The organism is Aeromonas sp. FDAARGOS 1417 (assembly GCF_019046985.1).
In the GTDB taxonomy this organism is placed as follows: Bacteria; Pseudomonadota; Gammaproteobacteria; order Enterobacterales; family Aeromonadaceae; genus Aeromonas; species Aeromonas veronii.
This window is the reverse complement of record NZ_CP077221.1, coordinates 1745598-1770778: the sequence shown is the minus strand read 5'-3', so window position 1 is coordinate 1770778 and position 25181 is coordinate 1745598. Positions and strand designations below refer to the sequence as shown.

Here is a 25181-nt window from a genome sequence, read left to right as displayed (position 1 = left end):
CCCATGGCCAGAATGAAATTCATGTGTGACACCAAGCGCTGCATCGAGTGCAACGGCTGTGTGACGGCGTGCAAGAACGAGAACGACGATGCCCTCGAGTGGGGCATCCAGCGTCGCCGGGTGGTGACCCTCAACGACGGCCTGCCGGGAGAGACCTCCATCTCGGTCGCCTGCATGCACTGCACCGACGCCCCCTGCATGGCGGTCTGCCCGGCCGACTGCTTCTATCACACTGACGACGGCATAGTGCTGCACAACAAGGATCTCTGCATCGGTTGCGGCTACTGCCTGTTTGCCTGCCCGTTCGGTGCCCCCCAGTTCCCGAAGACCGCCGCCTTTGGCGATCGGGGCAAGATGGACAAGTGCACCTTCTGCGCCGGTGGCCCGGAAGAGGATCACAGCGAAGCGGAGCGCCAGAAGTACGGTGCCAACCGCATCGCCGAGGGCAAGCTGCCCATGTGTGCCGAGCTCTGCTCCACCAAGGCGCTGCTGGCGGGGGATGCGCAGGTGATCTCCGATATCTTCCGCGAGCGGGTTGCCTATCGCGGTGCCAAGGATGCGGCTTGGGGTAATGGCGATGAGCTGTTTCACGATGCCAGCAAGCTGAACAAGCAGGGAGGGGCGGCATGAAAACCTGGCTAATGGCCCTGTTTGCTGCCCTGCTGCTGGTGAGTACCGCAAGTTTCGCCGATGCCGAGAAAGAGGCGGTCGGCTTTGCCGGCGCCGATTACTGGCGGGCGGTAAAGGATGGGCAGGAGGGGGTGACCACCTCCCGCTCACCGGAGCACGGGGTGCTCATCTCGGTGCCGGGCCAGCTCTGGTTCGAGGTGAAGACCAAGTGGGTGTCGCCGCTCGGTGCCATCGCCATCTTTGGATCCTTGGCCATGTGTGGCCTGATGTACCTGGTGGTGGGGCAGACCAAGCTCTCCAAACCACGCACCGGGCGCAAGCTCAAACGCTGGAGCAGGCTGGATCGGGCGCTGCACTGGACCACGGCGGCCATGTTTCTGACCCTCTCCGGGTCGGGGCTGGCCATCATCTACGGCAAGTACTTCATCAAGCCGGTGGTGAGCCTCGGGGTGTGGGAGAACTGGATCTGGTTTGCCAAGGTGTTCCACAACTACGTGGGGCCGCTCTTCTTCCTCTGCCTGATGGGGGTACTCATCAAGTGGTTCCGCCACAACATCGTCAATATGGTGGATGTGCAGTGGTTCATGAAGTTTGGCGGCATGCTCGGCAAGCACAAGGGAAGTCACCCCTCGGCGGGCTTCTCCAACGGCGGCGAGAAGGCGATCTTCTGGTTGCTGATCTGGTTTGGCGGCATTGTGGTGGCGACCGGGTTGTTCCTCGACTTCCCCATTTTCGGCCAGCTGCGCCGCCAGATGGAGTGGGCCAGCTTCATCCATATCGTAGGCGCCTTGATCCTTATCTGCGGCTTTATCTTCCATATCTACATGGGTCTGTTCCAGCTGGAAGGGGCGCTGGAGGGGATGGTGACCGGCGAGGTGGACGAGACCTGGGCCAAGGAGCACCACGACCTCTGGTATGAAGAGGTGAAGCACACCCTCGATGAGCCCAAGGCGGGCAAATCAAGCTGATGGTCGACAAAGAGTAAAGAGAAGGGGCGCTGCGGCGCCCCTTTTGATGGCGGGTCGATCATGATGGCAAATTGATTGAGCGATGCCGCAAACGGCGATGGTTTTTTGGGCCACCTTGAGCAACAGTAACAGGGGTTCCATTCACACAAGGGATGACAAATGATGAGAAAAGCATGGCTGGCAGCGGTATGTGCATCTGCGCTCTTCGGTGGTATTGCGGGCGTGGCGCAGGCGGCTGACGGGATCAAGACCCAGCAGGTGCAGTTCAAGAAGGGGGAGTCAGGGGCGACTATCAACGGCACCATTCAGGGTAGCCAGACCCTCGATTACAAGCTGACGGCCAACAAGGGCCAGAGCATGGTGGTGATCCTGACCGGCAAGCCCTACTTCAATATTCTGCCGCCGGGCAGCAAGGGGGAGGCGATGTTTATCGGCTCTACGGAAGGGAACAACTTTGAGGCAACCCTGCCCGCCAAGGGCACTTATACCATTCGGGTCTACCAGATGGGGGCGGCCGAGAGCAGCAAGGCCAAGACGCCGTTCAAGCTGGAGGTGGGCATCAGCGGCTAATGCCGGCCGCTGACAAGCATCACAGAGGTGGTGGCCACAAAGGGCTGCCACCGTTGTTTTATCCTCTCTGTTTTTGCCTCGCCAAGGTTAATAGCCCCCCCGGGCCAGCCGTTCGAAGTAGCGCTTATAACGTCCGCTGGCGATGGCCTGCTGCAACTGCTGATTGAACTGATCCCGCAGTTTGGCTGAATCCGGCATCTTGCGTGGGAACATCACGAAGCTGTCGTTGCGCAGAAAAGGGGTCTGACTGTGGGTGATGAGTGCCGCGCTGGCGGGGTCGAGCTGGCTCTGCAACTCGGCCAGACCGACTCGCAGCTCTTGTGGATAGAGGTCGATCCGCCCGCGCAGCAGCTTGCCGAAATTCTGCTTCACGTCGGTAACCCGCTGCTGGCTCACCTTGCCGTCGGCCACCATCTTGTCCAGCTCGGGTCCGTAGCTGTAGGCGATATCGCCCCCCAACCGCATGCCGATGATCTGCTCAAGGCGCTCGGCCTGCAGCTGCCGTGATTTGAGGGAGAAGAAGACAAACTGCTCCTGCAGCACCGCTTCGCTAAATAGAAAATCCTGCTCCCGCTCCGGTTTGTGCATCCAGACGGCGGTGGCGTCGTAGAGCTGGCTGTTGGTCGCCAGCGAATAGACCCGACCCCAGGGGGCGAAGTGGAACTTCACCTCGTAGCCCGCCTCTTTGAACAGATCGCTGATAAGGTGGGCCACGGGACCGTGCTGTTTTGATTGCTCGGAGACAAAAGGGGGCCATTCACCCACGATGATGTTGAGCACCCGGCCCGGTGCGGCGAGAGCCGACTGGCAGGCCAGAAACAACCACAGAGCAAGCAGCGGGATCAGGCGCATGACAAGAAGAAGGGGGCGCAGGCTGGCAGAGGCGAGGGCATCAGGTCACTCCCGGCTGTGATGCGGTGAAAGGGGCTGGGTTGCCCGCAATGCTAACATGAGTCTCATTCCTTGCCGTGGATATTTGTATCGCCGGGGCCGCCAGGCGCCTATTTTGGCCGCAGGGTATGCCCAAGCTCACAAAACCGATCGAGTAAACGTCATATGATTGATTTCATTATGAGTCTTGCTCTCCTGCCGAACGGCAATTTCACGTAAATCAAAGAGAATGACTATGGCTACCGGACAATATCTGCTGTGGAAAGATGCACAGGGACAGGATTTTCGCCCCGTTGCACTGACCGGCACTGATCTGCTTAACAATCGATACCTCAACAAGGGCACGGCCTTCACCGAACAGGAGCGGGCCGATTTTGATCTCGATGGTTTGTTGCCGCCTCAGGTGCAAACTTTTGAAGCCCAGCTCGAGCGAGTGTATGAGGGGTTCAAAAGCGCTTGCAGCGATATCGAGAAGTACCAGAACCTGCGTGCCCTGCAGGATCGCAACGAAACCCTGTTTTATGCCCTGTTGTCACGCCATGTGGAGGAGATGACTCCCTACATCTATACCCCGACCGTGGGCAAGGCGTGCCAGGAGTTCAGCCACCGCTTCCAGAAGCCGCGCGGCCTCTACATCACCCCGGACAACGTGGATGACATGGGCAGTCAGGCCCGCCACTTCGATGCCAAATCGATCCGCATCATAGTCGTCACCGACAGCCAGGGCATTCTGGGGATCGGCGACCAGGGTGTTGGCGGCATGGGCATCCCCATCGGCAAGCTGGCGCTCTATACCCTGGGTGCCGGTATTCACCCCGCCTGCTGCATGCCCATCGCGCTGGATGTGGGCACCGACAACCAGAAACTGCTTGATGACCCCATGTATCTGGGCCGCCCCCACAAGCGCATTCGCGGCAAGGAGTATGAAGAGTTCATCGACAAGTTCGTGCAGGGGGTCAAGCGTCACTTCCCCAATGCCGTGCTGCAGTGGGAAGACTTCAGCAAATCCAATGCCTTCAACAATCTGGCCCGCTACCAGCAGTCACTGCCGTCATTCAACGATGATATTCAGGGCACCGGTGCCGTGGTGCTGGCCGGTATCATCGGCGCGGTCAAGGTCAAGGGGGAGACCCTGGGCCAGCAGAACTATCTGGTCTACGGCGCTGGCGCCGGCGGGGTTGGTGTCGCGGATCAGATCTGCGCGGGGATGATCCGCGAGGGGATGGATCCGCAGGCGGCCCGCGATCGCATCTACATTCTGGATACCCAGGGGCTGGTGTGCGACAACCGGGACGGGCTCGACGAGTACAAGCGTCGCTACGCCAAGCCGGGGCTGCTGCTGGCAGGCTGGGATACCGAGGTACCCGGCAAGGCCAATCTGGCCGATGTGCTGCGTCATGTGCCCATTACCGTGTTGCTGGGTACCAGTGGCTCGGGCGGTGCCTTCCAGGAAGAACACATCCAGCTGATGCTGCAGCATTGCGAGCGCCCCATGGTGTTCCCGCTCTCCAACCCGACCGCCAACTGTGAAGCGCTGCCGGAAGATATCTACCGCTGGAGCAAGGGCAAAGCCATCGTTGCAACCGGTAGTCCGTTCAAGGATGTGAGCTACGAGGGGCAGGAGTTCCGAGTCGGGCAGGGCAATAACGTCTTTATCTTCCCCGGTGTAGGTCTGGCGGCTATCGTCAGCCAGCTCCGCGAGATTACGCCCGATGTATTCACTACCGCCGCCTTTGCGCTAGCTGAGTGCGTGAGTGAGGTGGATCTGGCGAAAGGGGCCGTCTATCCCCGCATTCGCGAGCTGCGCAGCATCTCGGTGCATGTGGCGACCGCCGTGCTCAAGGATATCGTGCGCCGGGATCCCTCCCACCCGCTGATCGGTCAGGATCTGCAGCAGCATATCCTCAACCACATGTGGGAGCCGGTTTACCTGCCCTATCGTCGGGTATAACCGCATATTCACCGCTCGGATAACGGGTCGGTAAAGATGACAAGGGGGTAGCGCTGCTACCCCCTTTCGTTTACCCCGTGGCATTCACTAAGTTCGCAATGGCCGCCAGCGCCCTTGCTGATTGCGACAGGCGGTATCCTGCCACTGCTGGCTCGCCTTGCCGATATAGAGTTGCTCGCGATAGTCGCGGCACCACTCCCCGCTGGTATGGCGGAAGGTGCGTAGCGGGGTGACGCTACCCGAGTGACGATTAGCCGGATTGAACCAGGTGAGGCTCTGCCCTTTGGTGCGGGTTTCTAGCGCTTTGGCAAGGGCCTGATTGGCCAGTTGAACATCTGCCTTATCCATCTGATGGTAAAGCGGCGGAGTGTCGACCGTGGCGCAGCCAGCGAGGCCGAGCAGGAGGAGTGTTAGCAGATAACGCATCATGGTTGCCCCTGTTGGCGAAAACCGTTGTTGAGCAGCGCCCGCTCCTGCTCATCGGTAAGCACTTGCTGGCGATCATCGACCGTGCCATCACCTCTTAGTTTGTTGCCGTTGGCATCGACAGCATCCACACCGTTGTCATCGACCGAGCCATCACCTCTTAGTTTGTTGCCGTTGGCATCGACAGCATCCACGCCGTTGTCATCGACCGTGCCGTCACCTCTGAGCTTGTTACCGTTGGCATCGACGGCATCCACACCGTTGTCATCGATGGTGCCGTCACCTCTGAGCTTGTTGCCATTGGCATCGACGGCATCTACACCGTTGTCATCGACTGTGCCGTCACCTCTGAGCCTGTTGCCATTGGCATCGACCGCATCCACGCCGTTGTCATCGACTGTGCCATCGCCTCTGAGCTTGTTCCCGTTGGCATCGACCGCATCCACACCGTTGTCATCAACGCCATTGCCAAATCCGCGGCCACCCCCATGGCGTTCTCCCCCTGCATGTTTTTCTCCACCAGCATGCCGTTCACCTCCACCATGCTGCTCTCCGCCGGCATGCTCGCCCTGGCCGCCACTGTCATCGCTGCCCCCATCGCTGTCGCTGCCACCGCTGCTGTTGCTGCCACCGTCGTTGTCGCTGCCGCCGCTGTTGCTGCCTCCGCCGCTGTTGCTGCCTCCACCGCTGTTGCTGCCTCCGCCGCTGTCGCTGTCTCCGCCGTTGTCGCTGCCACCGCCGCTGTTGCTGCCTCCGCCGCTGTTGCTGCCTCCACCGCTGTCGCCACCACCACTGCTGCCCCCACTGCCACCATCGCCATCTTTGTTGTGAACGATCAGCTCATTGGCGATGTAGCTGTGGCTGCCATCGAGCAGCAGATTGAAGAGTGCGGTAGTGGGAGGCGCCTCGATCCAGCAGAGTGACTCAACCAGCAGTAATTCCGGCTGGGGTTGCAGGGCCAGATTGCCCGTCACCATGACAGGTGCCGGGCGACACATTATCTGCATGCCGGTAAATAGCGGCAGCACCGCCAGTTGCGGGTTTTCGGTTCGTGTCATGGCCGGTGAGATGGCTGCCCAGCCCCGAGTGGTCAGCAGAGGGTGCTCTGCGGTAAAGAACGGGGGCAGATCATTGATCCCGTAGAGTCTGCGCTTGCCTAGTATGACCCGTTCGATCGCCAGGATCCGGTTACTGCCGCCGTGCTGATCCAACACCCGTTCACCGACCCGGAGCGTTTCTATGGGGCGGGTGGAACCATCGGCCATCGTGATGCGAGTGCCGGCGATAAAGCAGGACTTGGCATAGGCCTGATTCATTTGCCACTCATTTTGGGCGAAATCATAACTGAACGGGTTCGCAAACAGGGCGAGTGCGATGGCCGAGCCAATAAGCAATCTGCGCTGGCTGGCCTTGAATGGGGGCTGTGACATGGGGACTCCTTGTCCATCTTGATTCACAGGATCCATTATAGAGCGCGCCCCTGGCGGCGGCATTTTTGACCATGAACACAATAAACATGATGGAAAAACGATTGGCGTTCGTCACAATAATGCGTAAAATCGCATACTCGATGCTTGTAGCAACGAATCCCGCCTAAAAAGCCAGTTTCATGCCCTTCCCAAGCAGTAAAAGGTAACAAGTGACGCATTTGTGTTCATTTCGCGCCTTGAAAAAGTCTTGTGATAACTGAAAAGTGATAAATATCTCCATCAGTTATCAAAAAATTAAGGACATCCATGTTTTCCTTAGTCAAGCAAAGTGTCGCCGGGCTGCAAATCCTGTTTGTCGCCTTCGGTGCCATGGTTCTGGTGCCCCTGCTCACCGGACTGAACCCCTCCATGGCCCTGCTTGGCGCCGGTGTGGGCACCCTGTTGTTCCAGCTCTGCACCCGCCGCCAGGTCCCGATTTTCCTCGGTTCCAGCTTTGCCTTCATCGCTCCCATCATCTACGCCACCCAGACCTGGGGATTGCCATCCACCATGTTTGGCCTGTTTGCCGCCGGTTTCATGTATTTCATTCTGGCTGCGCTGATCCGGGCAAAAGGGATGGGCTTTGTGCACAAATTGCTGCCCCCGGTGGTGATTGGCCCGGTGATCATGGTGATCGGTCTTTCTGTGGCGCAGGTTGCCTGCAACATGGCGATGGGCCGTGCCGGTAGTGAGCAGGTAGTACCTGCGGGGACTGCGCTGACGCTGGCCGGTATCTCGCTGGCGGTCACCCTGATTGCAGCTGTGTTCTGCAAGGGGTGGATCAAGCTGATCCCCATCCTGTGCGGCGTGATTGCCGGTTATGTCTCGGCGGTATTCATGGGCCAGGTGAGTTTCGATGGTATGGTGAACGCCCCCTGGCTGGCGCTGCCCCACTTCGAAACCCCGGAGATCAACTGGGCTGCTGCGTTGTTCATGTTGCCGGTAGCCATCGCCCCCTGTATCGAGCATATCGGTGGCGTGTTGGCGATTGGTGGCGTGACTGGCAAGGATTACACCAAGGATCCGGGTTTGCACCGTACGCTGGCCGGTGACGGCATCGGCGTCTGCTTCGCCGGTTTCATCGGTGGCCCACCCGTGACCACTTACGCCGAAGTAACCGGGGCCGTGATGATCACTCGCAACTTCAATCCGGTCACCATGACCTGGGCTGCGGTGTTTGCCATCATTCTGGCCTTCTTCGGCAAGTTCAATGCGCTGCTTACCTCCATCCCGATGCCGGTGATGGGCGGTATCATGCTGCTGCTGTTCGGATCCATCGCCGCCATCGGTCTCAAGACGCTGGTGGAATCCAAGGTGGATCTGGGACTGTCACGCAATATCGCCATCGTCGCCGTGACTCTGACCGTCGGTGTCGGTGCGCTGGAGATGAAGATTGGCGACTTCGCGCTGGCCGGCGTTGGCCTGGCCTCTGTTGCCGCCATCCTGCTCAACCTGATCCTGCCTGCGCACTCCGAAGAAGGTGTGATGGACGCGGCCAAGGACTGAGTTCCACCAGACGTTGATTGCTGATTTGGAGAAGGCCACCTCGCGGTGGCCTTCTGTTTTTCGGGTATCTCGCGCTATTTTTCTGCTCGGCGGAGCTCATCTGGAATCTAATTTGGAAGCAGATGAGGGGGTTAGCATTCTCATTTGACGTATCTCTTTTCGTGACCTTAGCTAAAGGACAGGTTTGGCTCTGAGGTTTCCTCGAGCAGTATGGGAAAATGGATGTTGGCGTTTTCTATCATTTCTCTCCCAGACCCCTGTCATAACATGATGCGCTTTTTCTTTGCCACGGCGCTGTTGTATGGCAGAGGCTTATCCGCCCCACTCCGCACTCCCCTTATGCTGCACTGGCCTGTTTCCACCTCGATTTGTTGTGAGCCTCCCTCGCCGGTTGCGTTTCGTTGCGCACAGGCAAAATCCGGATCTGTTTGCTGCTGCACATGGGTGGGCGGCGAGCCGTGAAAGCCGGCATGACCCCAGCGGGTCAGACGTGCACCGCCATCGGTAACGGCGGATGTTCAGGGATGAATGGCAAGCAAAGCGAGGTTGCAATGAACTATCAACTGCTGTGGAAAAGTGCAATTTTTTCAGTCTCTTCCATGATGGCGATAAGCGCTGTTCAGGCTGCGCCACTGAACGTGATGACCGAGGATTACCCGCCATTCAACATGCAGGGGGAGGGGGGCAAGATTGTCGGGCTGTCGACCGAGGTGGTCGAAGAGCTGTTCAAGCGTGCTGGAGTCGAATATAAGCTGACCCTGATGCCCTGGAAACGGGCGTACGAAGATACCCTCGGTACTCCCAATACCGCCCTCTACTCCACGACCCGCACTCCAGAGCGGGAAGCACTGTTCAAGTGGGTCGGGCCGCTGGTCAATAACAACTGGGTGTTTTTCTCCAGCTCGACCGCCAATATCACGGTCAAGTCACTGGAAGATGCCAAGCAGTATTCGGTGGGTGGCTATAACGGCGATGCGGCCGCCGAATATCTCAAGGCCCAGGGATTTGCCAAGTTGCAGTTGGCAGCCAACGATACCGCCAACGTGAAGAAACTGGAGGCAGGTCGCATCGATCTCTGGGCAACCGGCCAGTATCTGGCCCCCTATCTGGCCAGCAAGGAGAAGGTGGCCTCACCCAAGCCGGTCTTCGTGTTCAAGGAAACCCAGATGAGCTTGGCGTTTAACAAGGATACGCCCGATGAGCTCATCACCAAGCTTAACGAGATCCTCGCTGCCATGAAGGCGGATGGCACCATCGACAAGATCAATGCCAAGTACCAGTAACAGTACCAATAGCAAGTGCCGCTCAATGGCACTGCGCCGGCTGCCGTAAAACCGGGAGGAAACCATGGATTGGAAAAGTCTGACGTTCAGGATTGCCGTGTTGACCTCCCTGTCGGTGAGTCTGCTACTGGTGTTGTTTGGCGCTTACAACTACCACGCGGTCAGGGCGGAGAGCTACAGCAAACAGAGTGCGCTGGTCGAACAGGCCATCGGCCGGCTGCAGCTCTCCCTGCCCGGCCCGCTGTGGAATTATGAATCGGCCTTCATCGAGGCATCGCTCAAGTCCGAGCTGGCGGCCGATATCCTGAGTGCGCTGCTGGTGGTCAACAAGGACAAGCTGGTAGCCGGGTTTGCCCGTGACACGGCGGGGAGCATTGCCCCCGTGACAGTCATACCTGCCGATACCGCTGCTTATGGGGGATATGATCTGGTCTATGACGACAGCGGCCAGAAAAACACCGTGGCTCGATTACTGGTGCAAACCAGTGATGCCGCCATTCAGGCCCAACTGCGCCAGCAGTTGATCACCACCGTCTGGCAGATCCTGGTGCTCGATCTCTGCATCATCGCCCTGTTGATGGTGCTGATTCATCGCAATGTGCTCAGGCCGCTTCACCAGATGAATCAGGCGGTGTTCGATCTGGCCAAAGGAGAGGGGGATCTGACCCGGCGTCTGAAGATCAGCCGCCAGGATGAGATGGGCGCGCTGGCCACCAACATCAACCACTTTATTGCCAAGTTGCAGGAGATGGTGGCGGAGATCAACGAGCTCTCTGCCGGTGTGTTGCAAACCGCCGAACTCTGTGACTCCCTCTCGGCAGATACCCGGGTAGGCAGTGACGCCCAGCAATCCGAGCTGGATCAGGTCGCCACCGCCATTACCGAAATGAGTCAGGCTGTGCAGGAAGTGGCTGGTAACGCGGTGAAAACCTCTGGCGCTACCGATGAGGCCAACCTCTATGTGGAGCAGGGTTACAATCTGGCGGGCCATGCCAATGAGGCCATCCATCAACTGGTGGGGGAGGTGGAGCGGGTCGCCACCCTGATGCGCACCCTTTCGACCGAGAGCAGCAGCATTGGCACCATCATCGAAGTGATCAACGGCATTGCCGAGCAGACCAATTTGCTTGCCCTCAACGCGGCCATCGAGGCGGCGCGGGCGGGTGATCAGGGGCGCGGTTTTGCGGTGGTGGCGGATGAGGTACGCACCTTGTCGGGCCGTACTCGCCAGTCGACGGAGGAGATCAGTGCCAGTATCAAACGGTTGCAGCAAGCGACCCAGAATGTCGGGGCCGGAATGCAACAGAGTCAGGAGAAGGCATCCCGCGCCGGCATCGAGGCGGCAGATGTGCAGACATCGGTGGAGAAGATTAAAAATCAGGTCAGCCTGATCCGCGAGATGAACATGTATATCGCCCAGGCATCGGAAGAACAACACTCGGTGGCGGAGGCGGTCAGCCACAGCGTCAACCGGATTGCGACGCTCAACAGCGAGAGTGCGGCCAGAGTGGCACAGGTTGCCGAGGCCAGCAGCGATCTGCGGCAGCTGTCGGCACAGCTCGACACCCTGCTCAAGCAGTTTCGGGTCTAGTCAGTTCACTTCGCCCCGTTGGATCATCCTGCGGGGCAGGCAGGTTCCCATTAATTTGAGGCGTGGCGAGATGTCGTGAGGGGCAAGGGGCCTTGTCCAGCAGCGCTTTTCGTCATACCCATGTCACTGTTCAGCTGAGATTGGCGTGACCGTGATAGGCGAAACTCGCAACATCATGCTCTGCCCGATATGCTGTCCGACAGCGCTGGACGCATATTTTCATTTTCCCCGCTCATGCCTGCCTGCATCTATTGTGCCGCTGATCCCGACCCTTTAGAATTTCGTTTAATTACAGCGAGTCCTGAGCCGCCATCTGGCTTTATCAGGTGTGGAATCCCATCTTCTTCATGATGAATGCAAATAACAGGTGGTTGGTATGACGGGGGTTGCGCCAGGCAATAACATATCAGCCTATCACTTCGGTGATTATGTCTTTGATGTCAAAAGGCGAGAGCTGATCTTCTGTGCCGACAAGGAAAACTTGCAAAGCGCCCGGGTGGTGCGCTTGTCATCGGCAGAGAGCCTCATTTTCAGCTATCTGCTCGATCACCATGACGAGGTGTGCGACAAGGATCTGTTGCTTGATATCGGCTGGTTGGGTCGCCCCATCAGCCCCAACTCCCTGAACGTGGCTATCGCCAATATTCGCCGCCACTTCGCTTCATCCCCCCAGACGCTGGATATCAGAAGTACCCCGAAAAAAGGGTACTCCCTGCATCTGAACTGCAAGATGAAGAGCTATTACGGCAAGGCACTGCCAACAGAGAGTGAGCCCTTGCCCGAGCCGATGAGCGAGCCCACGCCTGCAGCGGCTGCGCAGCCACCGTCGACATCACCAAGCTCCGACCACGAGGTCATCAAAGAGCCTGCTGCTCCCCGTTCTTTTGGTGAGCGCGCCAAACTTGCCTTTCTCAGCGGTATCGGGCGGCCAATGCTGGCAAGGGGCCTGATATACGTCAATCTGCTACTGGCTGTGCTGGTGGCGTTTGTCGCCAGCTATCTCCATTTCGAGTGGCTCCATGTGCACTGTACCGACTCGCCGACCGGCGTTGTTTGCCAGATGGAGGCTCGGAGCGACGTGCCTCCAGTCAAACCGGCATCGCTGGTGCTGGTCTCCGGCCACCAGGTTCGCGTGCTTTCCTATAAAGAGCTCGAAAAAACGCTGTAAGGGATCTCTGATGAAACGAACGCTGAAAAATACCTTGCTGCTGTTGCCACTGCTTGTCGTGCTGCTGTTTGTGGTCGGGATGTTTATCAACAGTCTGGGCTGCCATTACGACCTGAAAATGTCGGCCAATGGAGTCAACTATCACGGGGTGTGCCGCTGGGGCAAAATCACCGTGATCGAAGAGGAGGAGGCGACCAGGGAGAAGTGGCGGGTGACCGGTTTTCAACTTACCTTCTTCAACCAGCTTGTTTACCTCATCGACAGTCGTACCCAACTGCACGAATCGGGTAACGATGACTCCTATCTCAATGAGTACAACCTGATCCAGTCGCAATATGCGCTGGTCAACTATGCCTGGGTGCCGCTGACCGAAAACAAGGTGGCGATCTTCCAGCGCGATCCGGTGCACGAGGTTGTGATTGCCCAGCGAGATGGCTGGTTCGATCTCTACCGCTGGTTCTTCCCCCCGGCACCGCTGGTGCCTGTTCAGCCGCAAAGCGCAGGTGCCGGGCGTCCCGCTAGTTTCTAAATAACTTGCACCAAGGGCCGGTGATATCGCAGTGGCCTGTCTCATCACTGTTTTGCCAGCCCAGCCGATGGTAGAAGGCTACTGCCGCCGTGTTGCGGGTCGCAACCTTGAGCGAGCCGTGCGGCGAATCAGCAAGGCCCCGCTCCAGCAGGGCGCGCCCTATCCCCTGACCGTGCCAGTCGCTTGACACATAGAGGTGATGGACGAAGTGATCGGGCTGCCAGATGGCGATAAAGCCGCAGATATTGCCCCCCTGTTCGGCTACCCACACCCGTTCACCTTTGGTCTGTTCCTCGAAATCCTCGAGTTGGAAACGGGCGGGATCGACCCAGTGAAAGGTGTGGCGGCGGCTCTTTAAAAACAGCCGGGCCAGTTGGGGAATGTCGTGTTCTTCCATGAGCCGGATCATGATGTCCTCCCGGATCAAGCCAATGTTCATTGAGGCAACTGCACAGAGGCAGGTTAATCGATGCAAATGACAAGGGTGTGATTAAGCACTGTCCATTGTATTTGCCATGGGGCTATACTGCCGGAGTCCCTTGTATGGATGGCTTGAGGATCGCTGATTTATGGACAATAAACTGATTGAAGGCAACATTTTTGTTCCGGCGCACATAGACGATGTCTGGCACGCCTGGACTACCGAAAGCGGTCTGCGCAGTTTTCTGGCTCCCGAATGTTTGATGGTGGCCGAACCGAATGGTCCTTTCGAGATCTACTTCAGGCCTGGTGCCCCATTGGGTGAACGTGGCAGTGAAGGGTGCCGGGTCATGGCCGTCATGCCCTATGACCTGCTCAGTTTCAGCTGGAATTTCCCGCCCAGCCTACCCCATATCCGCCAGCAAAAGACCCAGGTTTGCCTGCGATTTGTGCCGGAAGGGCAGGGTACTCGCCTCTACTTCCTGCAGAGTGGTTGGGCCAATGATCCGGATTGGGATCAGGGTTATGCCTATTTTCGGGAAGAGTGGCTGGAGACCAGTCTGCCACGGTTGCAGTACCGTTTTACCCACGGTCCCATCGACTGGAACAATCCGCCAGACAAGGCGCAGCTGAAGGCGCTGGCCCAGTAATCCCGGATATCAGACATAAAAAAAACCGGCCAAAAGGCCGGTTGAAACAGTTCAGGCTTGTCAGGTGACAAACGTATCCAGCGGATGAGAGTCGCTTTCCACTCCTTGTGAAGTACAACACTCTTGGTTACGTGCGGCTACTTTATGCCATTCACACTGAATCGAGGCTGAACCATGGATGATCCCGCCTCGCCCCCCTCTTCAATCAGATAGTGATCCCCATCGACTGGCGCAAGTAAGCGCCCGCACCGAGCAGCCCCGGCCCTTCATGGGTGATCAGAAACACCGGGATCTCCTTGAGGTAGGACTTGAAGCGCCCCTTGTCTTCAAAGGCGACCCGGAAACCGGAACCGGTAAAGAACTCCTGGAAGCGCGGCACTATGCCACCTGCGATATAGACACCGCCAAAGGTGCCCATATTGAGGGCCAGATTGCCGGCAAAGCGGCCCATCAGCACGCAGAACAGGCTCAGGGTGCGACGGCAATCGAGGCACTCCCCGGCCAGTGCGCGCTCGGTAATGTCTTTGGGGGCAAACGGCTCTGGCTCACGGCCATCGGATTTCACCAGCCCGCGATAGAGATTGACCAGGCCCGGGCCGGAGAGGAAACGCTCTGCCGAGACATGGCCCAATTCGCCTCGCATTACTTGCAGCACCGCATCTTCCTCTTCGGTGTTGGCAGCAAAATCCACATGACCACCTTCACCCGGCAGGCTCAGCCACTGATCGCCCGCCTTGACCAGATGGGCGACCCCAAGGCCGGTACCCGCACCATAGATGGCGATGGGCTTGCCAGCTACTGGCGCCGCGCCGCCCAGCTGGATGCGATCCGATTCAGCCAATACCGGCACCGCCATCGAGACGGCGGTAAAGTCGTTGATCACTTGCAGGCGTGCCAGCCCGAGATTGCTCTGCATCTCGCTGATGGAGAACTCCCAGCTGTGGTTGGTCATGGCAACCCAGTCACCGTTGATGGGGCAGGCGATGGCGATGCAGGCTTCAGCCACCTGTACCTTGTGTTCCTCCAGATAGAGGCGTACCACGGCTTCAAGGCTGGGATGGGCCAGACCTGAGTAGGTCTTTGCCTGAGAGATAGTACCGGTGGCCAGCTCACACAGGGCCAGACGCGCATTGGTGCCGCCGACATCGCCGACCAGCGCATGGGTATGCTGCATAACAACTCCTTCGTTACAGGATGGGGACGACTCTGGTGTCCCGAGATTATTGTTGGATTATGACGGCCCATTCTATCCGAGCTCAGGCTTGCTCACCCGCCGGATCGATACAAACGTGCGCCTGCTCACAGTGTTGTTGCTTTGCAACATTTGTAAGCGCTTTCATGGCAAGGTGACGTTTTGTAACGAAAAGTACGAAATAATTAGAGATGAGTCATACTTTGTATGGCAGGCGTTAGTTGCGATAACCGCTTGTCTTGTATAGTCCTTAGCTTGAATGGAAACTTGCTTAGCCGTAGATTGAGTGCAAAGACACTGAAGCTAAATTACAAAAACGCCTGGTGGTGATGATGAATACCCTTGATAAAATTACGAACAACTTGGAAAGTTTCAGTAAATCAGAACGCAAGGTTGCCGAGGTGATCCTGGCGTCTCCCCAGACCGCCATCCACTCCAGCATCGCTGCTCTGGCCAAGATGGCCGACGTCAGTGAACCGACCGTCAACCGCTTTTGCCGCCGTCTCGATACCAAGGGCTTTCCTGATTTCAAACTCCATCTGGCCCAGAGCCTGGCCAATGGCACCCCTTACGTGAATCGTCATGTGGAAGCGGAAGATGGGCCGGATACCTACACCGCCAAGATTTTCGAATCCACCATGGCCTGTTTGGATGCCGCCAAAAACAGCCTGGATATCTCTGCCATCAACCGCTGCGTCGATATCCTGACCCAGTCCAAGAAGATCAGCTTCTTCGGCCTTGGCGCCTCCTCCGCTGTTGCCCGCGATGCCCAGAACAAATTCTTTCGCTTCAACATTCCGGTAGTGAGCTTTGACGATATCGTCATGATGCGCATGAGCTGCATCAACAGCAGCGAAGGGGATGTGGTGGTGCTGATCTCCCACACCGGCCGCACCAAGGCGCTGGTCGAAATCGCCGCGCTGGCTCGCGAGAACGACGCTACCGTGATCGGTATGACCGCCAAGGATTCCCCGCTGGCCCGCGAGTGCAATCTGGTGCTCTCCATGGATGTGCCGGAAGATACCGATGTCTATATGCCGATGGCATCCCGCATCGCCCAGCTGGCGCTGGTGGATGTGCTGGCGACCGGTTTTACCCTGCGCCGGGGGATGAAATTTCGCGAAAATCTGAAGAAAGTAAAAGAGGGATTGCGCGAATCCCGCTTCGAAACCCCGCACTCTTCCTGAACCGTCGGGGGCTCCGGCCCCCGACTGTCTATGCCACCCGCCTTGGTGTAGTATTGTAATTTAATAACAAAAATCACCCAGATGGTTTGTAAACGGGTGCATCGAGCCATGGGCTTGATGGGGCAGAATCTCAAGTCATATCAACTTCATATTGGAGTCTTTCATGCCTAGACGTACAAAGATTGTAACCACACTCGGTCCGGCTACCGACCGCGAAGGGATCCTCGAAGGGATCATCCGCGCCGGGGCCGACATGGTGCGGATGAACTTCTCTCACGGCACTGCTGAAGACCATATCCTGCGCGCCAATCAGGTGCGTGACATTGCTGCCAAGCTCGGTCGTCACGTCGCCATCATGGGTGATCTGCAAGGCCCGAAAATCCGTGTTTCCACTTTCAAGGATGGCAAAATCTATCTGGCCATCGGTGACAAGTTCATTCTCGACGCGGCGCTCGGCAAGGGTGAAGGTTGTCAGGAGCAGGTCGGTATCGACTACAAGAGCCTGCCAGACGATGTGGTACAGGGCGACATCCTGCTGCTGGACGATGGCCGTGTACAGCTGAAGGTCGAGCAGGTTGAAGGCACCCGCATTCACACCACGGTGACCGTGGCCGGGCCGCTCTCTAACAACAAGGGCATCAACAAAAAAGGGGGTGGTCTCTCCGCTCCGGCCCTGACCGAGAAGGACAAGGAAGACATCAAGACTGCTGCCCGCATGGATGTGGACTATCTGGCTGTCTCCTTCCCGCGCTGTGGCGATGATCTGCGCTACGCCCGCGAGCTGGCCCGCGAAGCCGGTTCCAATGCCAAGATCGTGGCCAAGGTCGAGCGCGCCGAAACCGTGGCCACCGATGAGGCGATGGAAGACATCATCCTCGGTTCCGATGCTGTGATGGTCGCCCGTGGCGATCTGGGTGTCGAGATCGGTGACCCCGAGCTGGTTGGCGTACAGAAGAAGCTGATCCGCCACTCCCGTCGTCTGAACCGTGTGGTGATCACCGCGACCCAGATGATGGAGTCGATGATCAATGCGCCGCTGCCGACTCGTGCAGAGGTCATGGACGTGGCCAACGCCGTGCTGGATGGTACCGATGCGGTGATGCTCTCTGCCGAGACTGCTGCCGGTCAGTTCCCCATCGAGACCGTGACCTCCATGGCGAGCGTCTGTGTCGGTGCCGAGAAGCACCCGAGCCTGAACGTCTCCAACCACCGCATGAGCTACACCTTCACTTCCGTTGAAGAAGCTGTAGCCATGTCCACCATGTATGCGGCCAACCACCTGGAAGGGGTCAAGGCGATCGTGGCGTTGACCGAGTCCGGCACCACTCCGCTGCTGATGTCCCGTATCAGCTCAGGTCTGCCGATCTTTGCCATGTCTCCCCACAACAAGACCCTGGCCTGGACCAATCTCTATCGTGGTGTCACTCCGGTGATGTTTGACGGTGACGAGACCAAACCGGTCTACGAAGTGTGCCGCGACGCGCTGGCCGTGCTCAAGGAGAAGGGGCTGTTGCAGAGCGGTGACATGGTGCTGCTGACTCACGGTGACAAGATGGAAACCGTGGGTAGTACCAACACCTGCAAGGTGATGATGGTCGAATAAGCCCGTCCGGTTTTACTGTGCTTAACAAGGCTGCTCCTCTTTGATGAGCAGCCTTTTTGTTAACTGCTGTCGGGCTGTGGCGGTATAAACAGGACTCAATGATTGCTTAACCGGATTCCCCTTCCGATAATGCGGGAGTGATTTTCAGCGGGTAGCCTGTTGTAGGTGATCGTCCCAGGTAACCCAGACACTCGACAATACGGGAGTGAAAAAATGAACAAGCGTAACTGGTTGCTGGCCTTGTCACTGAGTCTGGCCTTCTCACCCTGTTATGCCGACTGGGCCAAGCTCAAGGCCGCAGCGTCCGATCTGGGAGCGGCAGTGAGCGAGACCAGCAAGGAGGTGTGGCAGGATGTCAGCGATTTTTCCAAAAAGAGCTGGGCTTCCATCTCGGCTTGGGGAGAGGATGCCTTCAATACCGCCGGGGTCTGGACCGACAAGAGCATCGCGACCGGCAAGGAGTGGCTGAAGGCAGCCGACAAGGAGCTCAACGAGATGCTCAACCCCAAGACGGCGAAAGAGGCGAGGATCGCGCTCAATACCATGGCCGACACTGCGCTGATCCGGTTGTTCAACGAGCAGCCATCAGCCAAGTTGTTGTTTGACAAGGCTTATGGCTATGCAGTGTTCGATTCGCGCAAGTTCTCCCTGATGCTGCATACCAATCAGGGGGCCGGGGTGGCAGTCAATCGCAAAACCGGCAAGCACACCTATATGAAGATGTTTGGTGCGGGTCTGGCGGCCGGGATTGGCGGCAAGTTCTATCAGCAGGTGATCCTGTTTGAAGACAAGGCCAGATTCGATGCCTTCGTGACCCAGGGTTGGGAGGCCACTTCCGAAGTGGGCGTGGTGGCCGGCAAGGAGAGCGCCGAACTGACCGCCAAATACAACGGCGGCATGGCCATCTACCAGATTGGCGAGAAGGGCCTGCTGCTCGATGCCAATATCTCCGGCTCCAAATACTGGATTGACAAGGACTTGACTGAAACGAGCCGCTAATCCCGCCGTTATCGGTTGCTCACTGCACGCCATGCGCTTGTCGTGATCTTGCCAACAGGCCCGCAATGCGGGCCTGTTTGTTCTCTCGGTGTCAGTGGGCCGAATAGACCTGCTTGCCCTTGAACATGGTCCAGAGCACCTTGGTCTCCTTGAGCTCTTCGCTTGCTACCTGTTCCAGATTGCGATCCAGCAAGATCAGGTCAGCACTCTTGCCCGCGCTGATGGAGCCAATCTCTTTCTCCCGTCTAATTACCTTGGCGGCGTTGAGGGTATAGGCCTGCAAGATGGCCTGACGGCTGATCTGCTCGCTGGCGGGGGGCAGCAAGCCAAGCTCCCCTTGACGAGTGATCGCGGTATACATGGCGAGGAAAGGGTTGGGGCTGGAGACCGGCCAGTCACTGGCACCGGCGATAATGGCGCCGCTTTGCAGCAAGCTGCCTGCCGGATAGAGGCGGGCTAGCAGTGCCGGGGGCACTTTTCCTTCAAGCAGCAGGGTGGTCGCCACGTTTTTCCCGGCCCACAACAGTTGCATCGATGCGGCCACATTGAGTGGTTTGAAACGGGCAATGCTGGCCGGGCTCACCACCTCCAGATGGGTGATGCTGTGCAGCAGGCGGTGATCCTGATTGTGGGCCCGGGCATAGGCGATGGCATCGAGGGATTCTCGGACGGCCCGATCGCCGATGGCATGAAAGTGAGCGATAAGTTGATGGGCATCCGCGGTGCGGATCAGCTCGTTGAAACGCTGCTTGTCCAGATCGTCCTTGCCGCTGTAACCGGGACGGTTGAGGTAGGGCTCGCTCAACTTGGCGGTCTGGGATGGATACTCGATGACACCATCTTGCAGGATCTTGATCCCCACCAGTTTAACGTCCGGGGCATCTTGAAACTGCTGTTGCAGCGCTAATACGTCATCAATGATGGCGGGTGATGCATGTATCCCTACCAGTGCCAGTGCGGACACATGTCCGGTCAGCTTGCCTTCCCGGGAGAGCATGCTGTACGCCGGCAGCAGGCCGGTATCGCGGCGATCCGGCTCGGCATTGAAGATGGGCGCAAGGGGGCGAATGTTGCTGATAGGGTCCATCCAGGCGGTAATGCCCACCTGATTGAGCTGTTTGGCGGCAGTCATGATGGCACTGGCAATCGTCTCGTCGCTGACGGGGGGCAGCGCCTTGAGGATGGCATCCCAGCCGCCTTCCGAGGCAAAGCCATTGAGCTTGCCGGATGGGGTGAGGCCAAAATTGCCTTTCAGCGGAGCATAACGACCGGCAAGGGTGTCGGCATCAATGCCAGCCTTGCGCAGCATGGCCTGATTGGCCCAACCGGTGTGGGCATCCGAACCGGCCAGCACTACCGGGATCTGCCGGTATTGCGGGCCATTGAACAGCTGATCGAGCAGGGGAAGCTGATGCCAGTAGTCGAGGGAGACATTGCTGTATAGCTCTACATCGCCCAGTGTCAGGCGGGGATCATCCTTGCTGCGGGTCAGAAATTGCTGCACCTGCTCAACCTCACTCATGGCATCGGGAAAGTTAACTGTCATCCCCTGAAAACCGGCAAATGCCGCATGAACATGGCTGTCGATGAGGCCTGGCATCAGGTACTTTCCTTTCAGATCAAGACGCTTGGCATGGTTGCCGAGGCGGGCGCTGACCTCCTGATAGCTGCCGACTGCCACTATCTTTTTACCTTCAATGCCGACCGCTTCCGGGTGAGGGTTCGCCGGATCACCACTGTAGATGGTGCCGCCAAAGATCAGCGTCTGGCTCTGTGACTGGGCATTGGCGGCAGCGGGAAGCGTCACCAGCAGGCTGGCTAGAAACAGCGTTTTGATTTTCATGGGCATGACTCCGTCGCTTCGGTGCCCGAAGGCCCCGAAGTGGGTAAATGGAAATGAGGTATCGGCTTATCGGTTGATCAGCGGGATACAGATATCAAACACGTAATGATCCCGGTCGGGGTCCGTGCCTGAGTGGTATTGCTCGTAACACGGGCGATCGTCGCAGTTCAGCCCTTGGCCCACTACCCAGCGAAACGCCGTCTCCCAGCAGGCAACCAGTTGATCGCCGCGAGCGATAAACTGACAAACCGCATAGGGGCCCGCGGCGATGGTCTGGGTGGTTAACTGGCGCCCAGCGGGGATCTCTGGCCCCAGCTCGATGCAGACGTCAGTACGGCAACGGGTCTCATCGGTGATATCGGGGATATCCCAATAGAGACTCAGGGTACCCGCCGGTGTCATCACCTCGTCTGAGGCGAACAGCGCGAGCAAATCCCGATGAGCTTGCTCGCAGGTCTCTTTGCCATAGGGGCCCAGGCGGCGCATGTACGCCACGCGCCGGGCGGGCATCTGCCTGACGCTAGCCCCCTGCAACAGACCCGGGTGTTCGGTGACCGGGTGCATGACCAGGCCATCATAGGTGTCAAAGGGAAGGGGATCGTTTCCAATCTTGCTTTTCCAGTTTCCCCCCTGCTGCTGGCGGTATTCCGAGGGGCTCATGGCGAAGTGCAGGCGAAAGGCCTTGGCGAAATTCTGGGAGCTGGAGAACCCGGCGGCCAGTGCGAGGGTGGTGATGTCGCTTTGGGGGGAGGCGAGCAAGCGACGGGCTGCGCGCTCCATACGCAGGCGCCGGGTAAATCCGGCAATGGTCTCGCCGACCATCGTCTTGAAAATACGGTGGAAGTGGAAGGTGGAGATGGCCGCCGCCGCTGCGACCTCATCCAGGCCCGGATTGTCATCCAGATGGTGGCTGATGTAGTCCATCGCCTTGAACACGGGTTTGCGATAATCCAGAGCGGACTCCTTGCCAGCCAGCAAAAGTGGGCGTCAGAGTCGGATTTAATCAGAGCCACCTGCCGTTGTCGAACCCGTCCGGCCTGGTCTGGCCACTCATCCGCATCGCGCTTTTAACGCATTGGCACTCTAATTGCTTGTTGCATGCCAGCGTCAATGATTTGTCTGGGGATGGAAAATGGAAATTAGTGCAAGCAGCCTGATGCAAGAGATGCAGGCGCTCAAGATCGAAGCAGGCGCAACGCCGCTGGCACAACCCGGTCGTCAGGTAACCTCCGACTTTGGTCTGCTGCTGCAACAGGCGCTTGGCAACGTCAACGAACTGCAAGGCGCCGCCAATGACCTGCGTACCCGTTTCGATATGGGTGACAAGTCGGTGGATCTGGCCGAGGTGATGATCGCGGGCCAAAAATCGTCCATCGCCTTTGAAGCCACGGTACAGGTGCGCAACAAGATGGTCGATGCCTACAAGACCATCATGAACATGCCGGTATAAGCGACGCCAATAAACCATGACGACTGAACATCATGAACATGTCAGCAATAAGGACATAAATCGTGGCTACTGACCAAAACGGCGATCTGCTGATAAACGATGAGGGCACCGCCGCCCTCGATGAAAATGAGCAGAAGAGTTCGGCGCTGGGCTTCCTGTCCAATACCGATGTGCTGCGGCAAATCACCCTGATCCTGGGGCTTGCCATCTGTCTGGCCATTGCGGTGTTTATCCTGCTGTGGGGCAAGGAGCCGGACATGCGTCCCCTCGGCACCTACACCACCCAGGAGCTGGTGAAGACTCTCGATTTCCTCGATCAGCAGAAGATCCCCTACGAGGTAGATGGCAAGAGCGTGCTGGTCAACGCCGAAAGCTACCCCACTATCCAGCTGGCCCTGACCCGTGCCGGTCTTGCCAATGCCACCGATAGCAACATCGGTGGTGAAGATATCCTGCTGAAAGATTCCAGTTTTGGCGTCAGCCAGCGGATGGAGAGTGAACGTCTGAAGCTGAGCCGCGAGCGTCAACTGGCGAGCGCCATCGAGCAGTTCCAGAATGTGGCCAAGGCCCAGGTGCTGCTGGCTATCCCGAAAGACAACGTGTTTGCCCGCAACGAACGCAAACCCAGTGCCACTGTGGTACTCAACCTGAAGGGGGCGGCGCTGGGGCAGGGGGAGGTAGACTCCATCGTCGATATGGTGGCCTCCGCCGTGCATGGCCTCGAGCCGACCCGCGTCACCGTCACCGACCAGAATGGCCGCCTGCTCAACTCCGGCTCGCAAGACCCGATCTCGGCCCAGACTCGCAAAGAGTTTGCCATGCAGCAGAAGCAGGAGCTGGAGTACAAACAAAAAATTGACGCCATCCTGATCCCGGTGCTGGGGGCCGACAACTATACGGCGGAAGTGGATCTCTCCCTCGACTTCTCCCAGCAGGAGCAGACCCGCAAGACTTACAACCCTGACTTGCCTGCAGTGCGCTCTGAAATGACCATGGAAGAGAACAGCGCCAGCGGCAGCAATGGTGGGGTGCCCGGCGCCCTCTCCAACCAACCCCCTGCTGCCTCCAATATTCCCGAGGAGGCGACCGGTGGTGATGGTGCCAGCGCTGCCGCTTCGGGCCGTTCCCGCAAGGAGGCAACCCGCAACTTCGAACTGGATACCACCGTCAGTCATACCCGTCGCCAGATGGGTGGCATTCGCCGCATGACCGTCTCGGTTGCCGTGGATTACAAAGCGGTACCCGGTGCCGACGGGGCTGTGACCCGTGAGGCGCGCACCCAGGCAGAACTCGATACATTGCGTCGTTTGCTGAGCGGTGGCCTTGGCTTTGATGTGACCCGTGGTGATACCCTTGAGGTGGTCGCGATTCCGTTCAATCGTCCAGAGCTGGATACCGTGGCCGAGGTGCCGCTCTACGATCAGCCCTGGTTCTGGCGTGCGGTGCGGATTGCCGCCTCGGTACTGGTGATCATCGTCTTGATCGTCACCGTGGTTCGCCCCATGCTCAAGCGACTGCTCTACCCGGATGCCAAACCGGAAGGGGAAGTGGATTTCGACAACCACACCGTACTGGGTGGCGACGACGAGTTGAGTCTGCTGTCAGCACAAGTTGAGAACGATCAGGTATTTGGTGTACGCGATGGCCAGCTGAAACTGCCGGATCTGCACCGTGACGAAGACTTGCTCAAGGCGGTACGTGCGCTGGTGGCGAACGAGCCGGATCTGGCCGCTCAGGTCATTAAAGAATGGGTAACGAACAAAGATGCCTGAAGAAAAGAAGAGTCAAGTCACCGGCAATGACATCACCGACAGTCAGCGCCAGATCCTCGACCAGATGTCGGGGATGGAGATGGCTGCAGTGCTGATGCTGAGCCTCAATGAAGAGGATGCCGCCCAGATCTTCCGTCATCTCGAGCCCAAGCAGGTGCAGCGGCTCGGTATGTCGATGGCCTCCATGTCCGACTTCAGTCACGATCGGGTGGCAGCGGTGCACCGTCAATTCATCGACGATATCCAGAAGTACACCAACATCGGTATCGGCAGCGAAGACTTCGTGCGCAAGGCGTTGGTGGCGGCCCTTGGCGAGGACAAGGCGAGCAACCTGGTGGACCAGATCATTCTCGGTTCCGGCGCTCGTGGCCTCGATTCGCTCAAGTGGATGGATGCCCGTCAGGTGGCCAGCATCATCCAGAACGAACACCCGCAGATCCAGACTATCGTGCTCTCCTATCTGGAGCCGGAGCAATCCGCCGAGATCCTGAGCCAGTTCCCGGAGCAGGTGCGCCTCGATCTGGTGATGCGTATCGCCAACCTCGAAGAGGTACAGCCGGCGGCACTGCAAGAGTTGAACGACATCATGGAGAAACAGTTCGCCGGTGCGGCCGGTGCCCAGGCAGCCAAGATGGGCGGCCTGAAGGCAGCCGCCAACATCATGAACTACCTGGATACCAATATCGAAGGCCAGCTGATGGACTCCATCCGCGAGTCGGACGAAGAGATGAGTCAGCAGATCCAGGATTTGATGTTCGTGTTCGAGAACCTCATCGATGTGGACGATCGCGGCATCCAGACCATGCTGCGGGAAGTGCCGGGGGATCTGCTGCAACGCGCCCTCAAGGGCTCCGACGATCAGATGCGCGAGAAGATCTTCAAGAACATGTCCAAACGGGCGGCCGAAATGCTGGCAGACGATCTGGAGGCCATGGGGCCGATCCGGGTCTCCGAAGTGGAAGCGGCCCAGAAAGAAATCCTCTCCATCGCCCGTCGTCTGGCGGATGCCGGCGAGATCATGCTGGGCGCCGGTGGCGGCGAGGAGTTCCTCTAAGCCATGGCCCATAAACAGAACCGCGATGC

General features: G+C 58.2%; 23 protein-coding genes. 16 read left to right on the top strand and 7 right to left on the bottom strand.

The window, feature by feature from the left end:
* Window positions 1–3 precede the first annotated feature (3 nt).
* The 3 genes from fdh3B (at window position 4) to I6L47_RS07900 (ending at window position 2168) form a co-directional block, all read left to right on the top strand.
* On the top strand, window positions 4–630 hold the full coding sequence (gene fdh3B / locus I6L47_RS07910) for a formate dehydrogenase FDH3 subunit beta (protein ID WP_005334799.1): 627 nt from the start codon (window positions 4–6) through the stop codon (window positions 628–630).
* Window positions 627–1598: a formate dehydrogenase subunit gamma gene (locus I6L47_RS07905; RefSeq protein ID WP_005334792.1), complete on the top strand. Its 972-nt coding sequence runs from the start codon at window positions 627–629 to the stop codon at window positions 1596–1598. Before fdh3B ends, I6L47_RS07905 begins: the two co-directional genes overlap by 4 nt.
* A 159-nt stretch (window positions 1599–1757) precedes the next feature.
* Window positions 1758–2168, top strand: a complete 411-nt coding sequence (locus I6L47_RS07900) for a hypothetical protein (RefSeq protein WP_013723543.1) — start codon at window positions 1758–1760, stop codon at window positions 2166–2168.
* An 87-nt stretch (window positions 2169–2255) separates the two neighbouring features.
* On the opposite strand, the gene I6L47_RS07895 is transcribed toward I6L47_RS07900, so the two are convergent.
* Window positions 2256–3020 (bottom strand): ABC transporter substrate-binding protein, encoded by a 765-nt coding sequence (locus I6L47_RS07895; RefSeq protein WP_216949046.1) that lies wholly within the window; start codon window positions 3018–3020, stop codon window positions 2256–2258.
* Window positions 3021–3294: 274 nt separating this feature from the next.
* Here I6L47_RS07895 and I6L47_RS07890 point away from each other — a divergent pair, with 274 nt between their 5' ends.
* Window positions 3295–5010: an NAD-dependent malic enzyme gene (locus tag I6L47_RS07890; protein WP_005334789.1), complete on the top strand. Its 1716-nt coding sequence runs from the start codon at window positions 3295–3297 to the stop codon at window positions 5008–5010.
* Window positions 5011–5097: 87 nt separating this feature from the next.
* On the opposite strand, the gene I6L47_RS07885 is transcribed toward I6L47_RS07890, so the two are convergent.
* Complete coding sequence (locus I6L47_RS07885) at window positions 5098–5439, bottom strand: RT0821/Lpp0805 family surface protein (protein ID WP_040065365.1); 342 nt, start codon at window positions 5437–5439, stop codon at window positions 5098–5100.
* On the bottom strand, window positions 5436–6866 hold the full coding sequence (locus I6L47_RS07880) for a Hint domain-containing protein (protein ID WP_216949045.1): 1431 nt from the start codon (window positions 6864–6866) through the stop codon (window positions 5436–5438). Before I6L47_RS07880 ends, I6L47_RS07885 begins: the two co-directional genes overlap by 4 nt.
* 306 nt (window positions 6867–7172) lie before the next feature.
* Between I6L47_RS07880 and I6L47_RS07875 the strand changes: the two genes are divergently transcribed.
* The 5 genes from I6L47_RS07875 to I6L47_RS07855 all read left to right on the top strand — a co-directional run bounded on the left by I6L47_RS07875 (window position 7173) and on the right by I6L47_RS07855 (window position 12982).
* The gene (locus I6L47_RS07875; RefSeq protein WP_005334784.1) at window positions 7173–8411 is read left to right on the top strand and encodes a uracil-xanthine permease family protein; all 1239 of its coding nucleotides are present in this window, start codon (window positions 7173–7175) and stop codon (window positions 8409–8411) included.
* A gap of 551 nt (window positions 8412–8962) precedes the next feature.
* Window positions 8963–9694, top strand: coding sequence for an ABC transporter substrate-binding protein (locus tag I6L47_RS07870; RefSeq protein WP_005334783.1), 732 nt, complete (start codon window positions 8963–8965; stop codon window positions 9692–9694).
* 64 nt (window positions 9695–9758) lie between these two features.
* The gene (locus tag I6L47_RS07865; RefSeq protein ID WP_216949044.1) at window positions 9759–11285 is read left to right on the top strand and encodes a methyl-accepting chemotaxis protein; all 1527 of its coding nucleotides are present in this window, start codon (window positions 9759–9761) and stop codon (window positions 11283–11285) included.
* Between the two features lie 481 nt (window positions 11286–11766).
* Window positions 11767–12453: a helix-turn-helix domain-containing protein gene (locus tag I6L47_RS07860; protein ID WP_254204837.1), complete on the top strand. Its 687-nt coding sequence runs from the start codon at window positions 11767–11769 to the stop codon at window positions 12451–12453.
* Between the two features lie 10 nt (window positions 12454–12463).
* On the top strand, window positions 12464–12982 hold the full coding sequence (locus I6L47_RS07855) for a hypothetical protein (RefSeq protein WP_005353702.1): 519 nt from the start codon (window positions 12464–12466) through the stop codon (window positions 12980–12982).
* Here the strand turns inward: I6L47_RS07855 and I6L47_RS07850 are convergent.
* On the bottom strand, window positions 12972–13391 hold the full coding sequence (locus I6L47_RS07850; RefSeq protein WP_031227549.1) for a GNAT family N-acetyltransferase: 420 nt from the start codon (window positions 13389–13391) through the stop codon (window positions 12972–12974). The two genes, I6L47_RS07855 and I6L47_RS07850, sit on opposite strands and share 11 nt — an antisense overlap.
* A 160-nt stretch (window positions 13392–13551) precedes the next feature.
* Here I6L47_RS07850 and I6L47_RS07845 point away from each other — a divergent pair, with 160 nt between their 5' ends.
* The gene (locus tag I6L47_RS07845; RefSeq protein WP_216949042.1) at window positions 13552–14052 is read left to right on the top strand and encodes an SRPBCC domain-containing protein; all 501 of its coding nucleotides are present in this window, start codon (window positions 13552–13554) and stop codon (window positions 14050–14052) included.
* A gap of 205 nt (window positions 14053–14257) precedes the next feature.
* Here the strand turns inward: I6L47_RS07845 and glk are convergent, their stop codons facing one another.
* On the bottom strand, window positions 14258–15226 hold the full coding sequence (gene glk, locus I6L47_RS07840; protein WP_184233058.1) for a glucokinase: 969 nt from the start codon (window positions 15224–15226) through the stop codon (window positions 14258–14260).
* Between the two features lie 350 nt (window positions 15227–15576).
* On the opposite strand from glk, the gene I6L47_RS07835 reads away from it, so the two are divergent.
* The 3 genes from I6L47_RS07835 to I6L47_RS07825 all read left to right on the top strand — a co-directional run bounded on the left by I6L47_RS07835 (window position 15577) and on the right by I6L47_RS07825 (window position 19033).
* Window positions 15577–16431 carry a MurR/RpiR family transcriptional regulator gene (locus I6L47_RS07835; RefSeq protein WP_005334759.1) on the top strand — a complete coding sequence of 285 codons (855 nt, stop codon included), beginning with the start codon at window positions 15577–15579 and terminating at the stop codon, window positions 16429–16431.
* A 163-nt stretch (window positions 16432–16594) separates the two neighbouring features.
* Entirely contained in the window at window positions 16595–18034 is a 1440-nt protein-coding gene (gene pyk, locus I6L47_RS07830; RefSeq protein ID WP_216949041.1) for a pyruvate kinase, read from the top strand.
* A 213-nt stretch (window positions 18035–18247) separates the two neighbouring features.
* Complete coding sequence (locus I6L47_RS07825) at window positions 18248–19033, top strand: hypothetical protein (RefSeq protein WP_005353696.1); 786 nt, start codon at window positions 18248–18250, stop codon at window positions 19031–19033.
* Window positions 19034–19124: 91 nt separating this feature from the next.
* Here I6L47_RS07825 and I6L47_RS07820 read toward each other — a convergent pair whose 3' ends face one another.
* On the bottom strand, window positions 19125–20876 hold the full coding sequence (locus I6L47_RS07820; protein WP_216949040.1) for an amidohydrolase: 1752 nt from the start codon (window positions 20874–20876) through the stop codon (window positions 19125–19127).
* A gap of 66 nt (window positions 20877–20942) precedes the next feature.
* Window positions 20943–21854 carry a GyrI-like domain-containing protein gene (locus I6L47_RS07815; RefSeq protein WP_216949039.1) on the bottom strand — a complete coding sequence of 304 codons (912 nt, stop codon included), beginning with the start codon at window positions 21852–21854 and terminating at the stop codon, window positions 20943–20945.
* Window positions 21855–22008: 154 nt separating this feature from the next.
* On the opposite strand from I6L47_RS07815, the gene fliE reads away from it, so the two are divergent.
* From fliE to fliG, 3 genes are all read left to right on the top strand, one after another.
* Window positions 22009–22326, top strand: a complete 318-nt coding sequence (gene fliE, locus I6L47_RS07810; RefSeq protein WP_005353687.1) for a flagellar hook-basal body complex protein FliE — start codon at window positions 22009–22011, stop codon at window positions 22324–22326.
* A gap of 62 nt (window positions 22327–22388) precedes the next feature.
* Window positions 22389–24098: a flagellar basal-body MS-ring/collar protein FliF gene (gene fliF, locus I6L47_RS07805; protein WP_005334750.1), complete on the top strand. Its 1710-nt coding sequence runs from the start codon at window positions 22389–22391 to the stop codon at window positions 24096–24098.
* Window positions 24091–25152 (top strand): flagellar motor switch protein FliG, encoded by a 1062-nt coding sequence (fliG, locus tag I6L47_RS07800; RefSeq protein WP_005334749.1) that lies wholly within the window; start codon window positions 24091–24093, stop codon window positions 25150–25152. Before fliF ends, fliG begins: the two co-directional genes overlap by 8 nt.
* The last annotated feature ends 29 nt before the right edge of the window (window positions 25153–25181 follow it).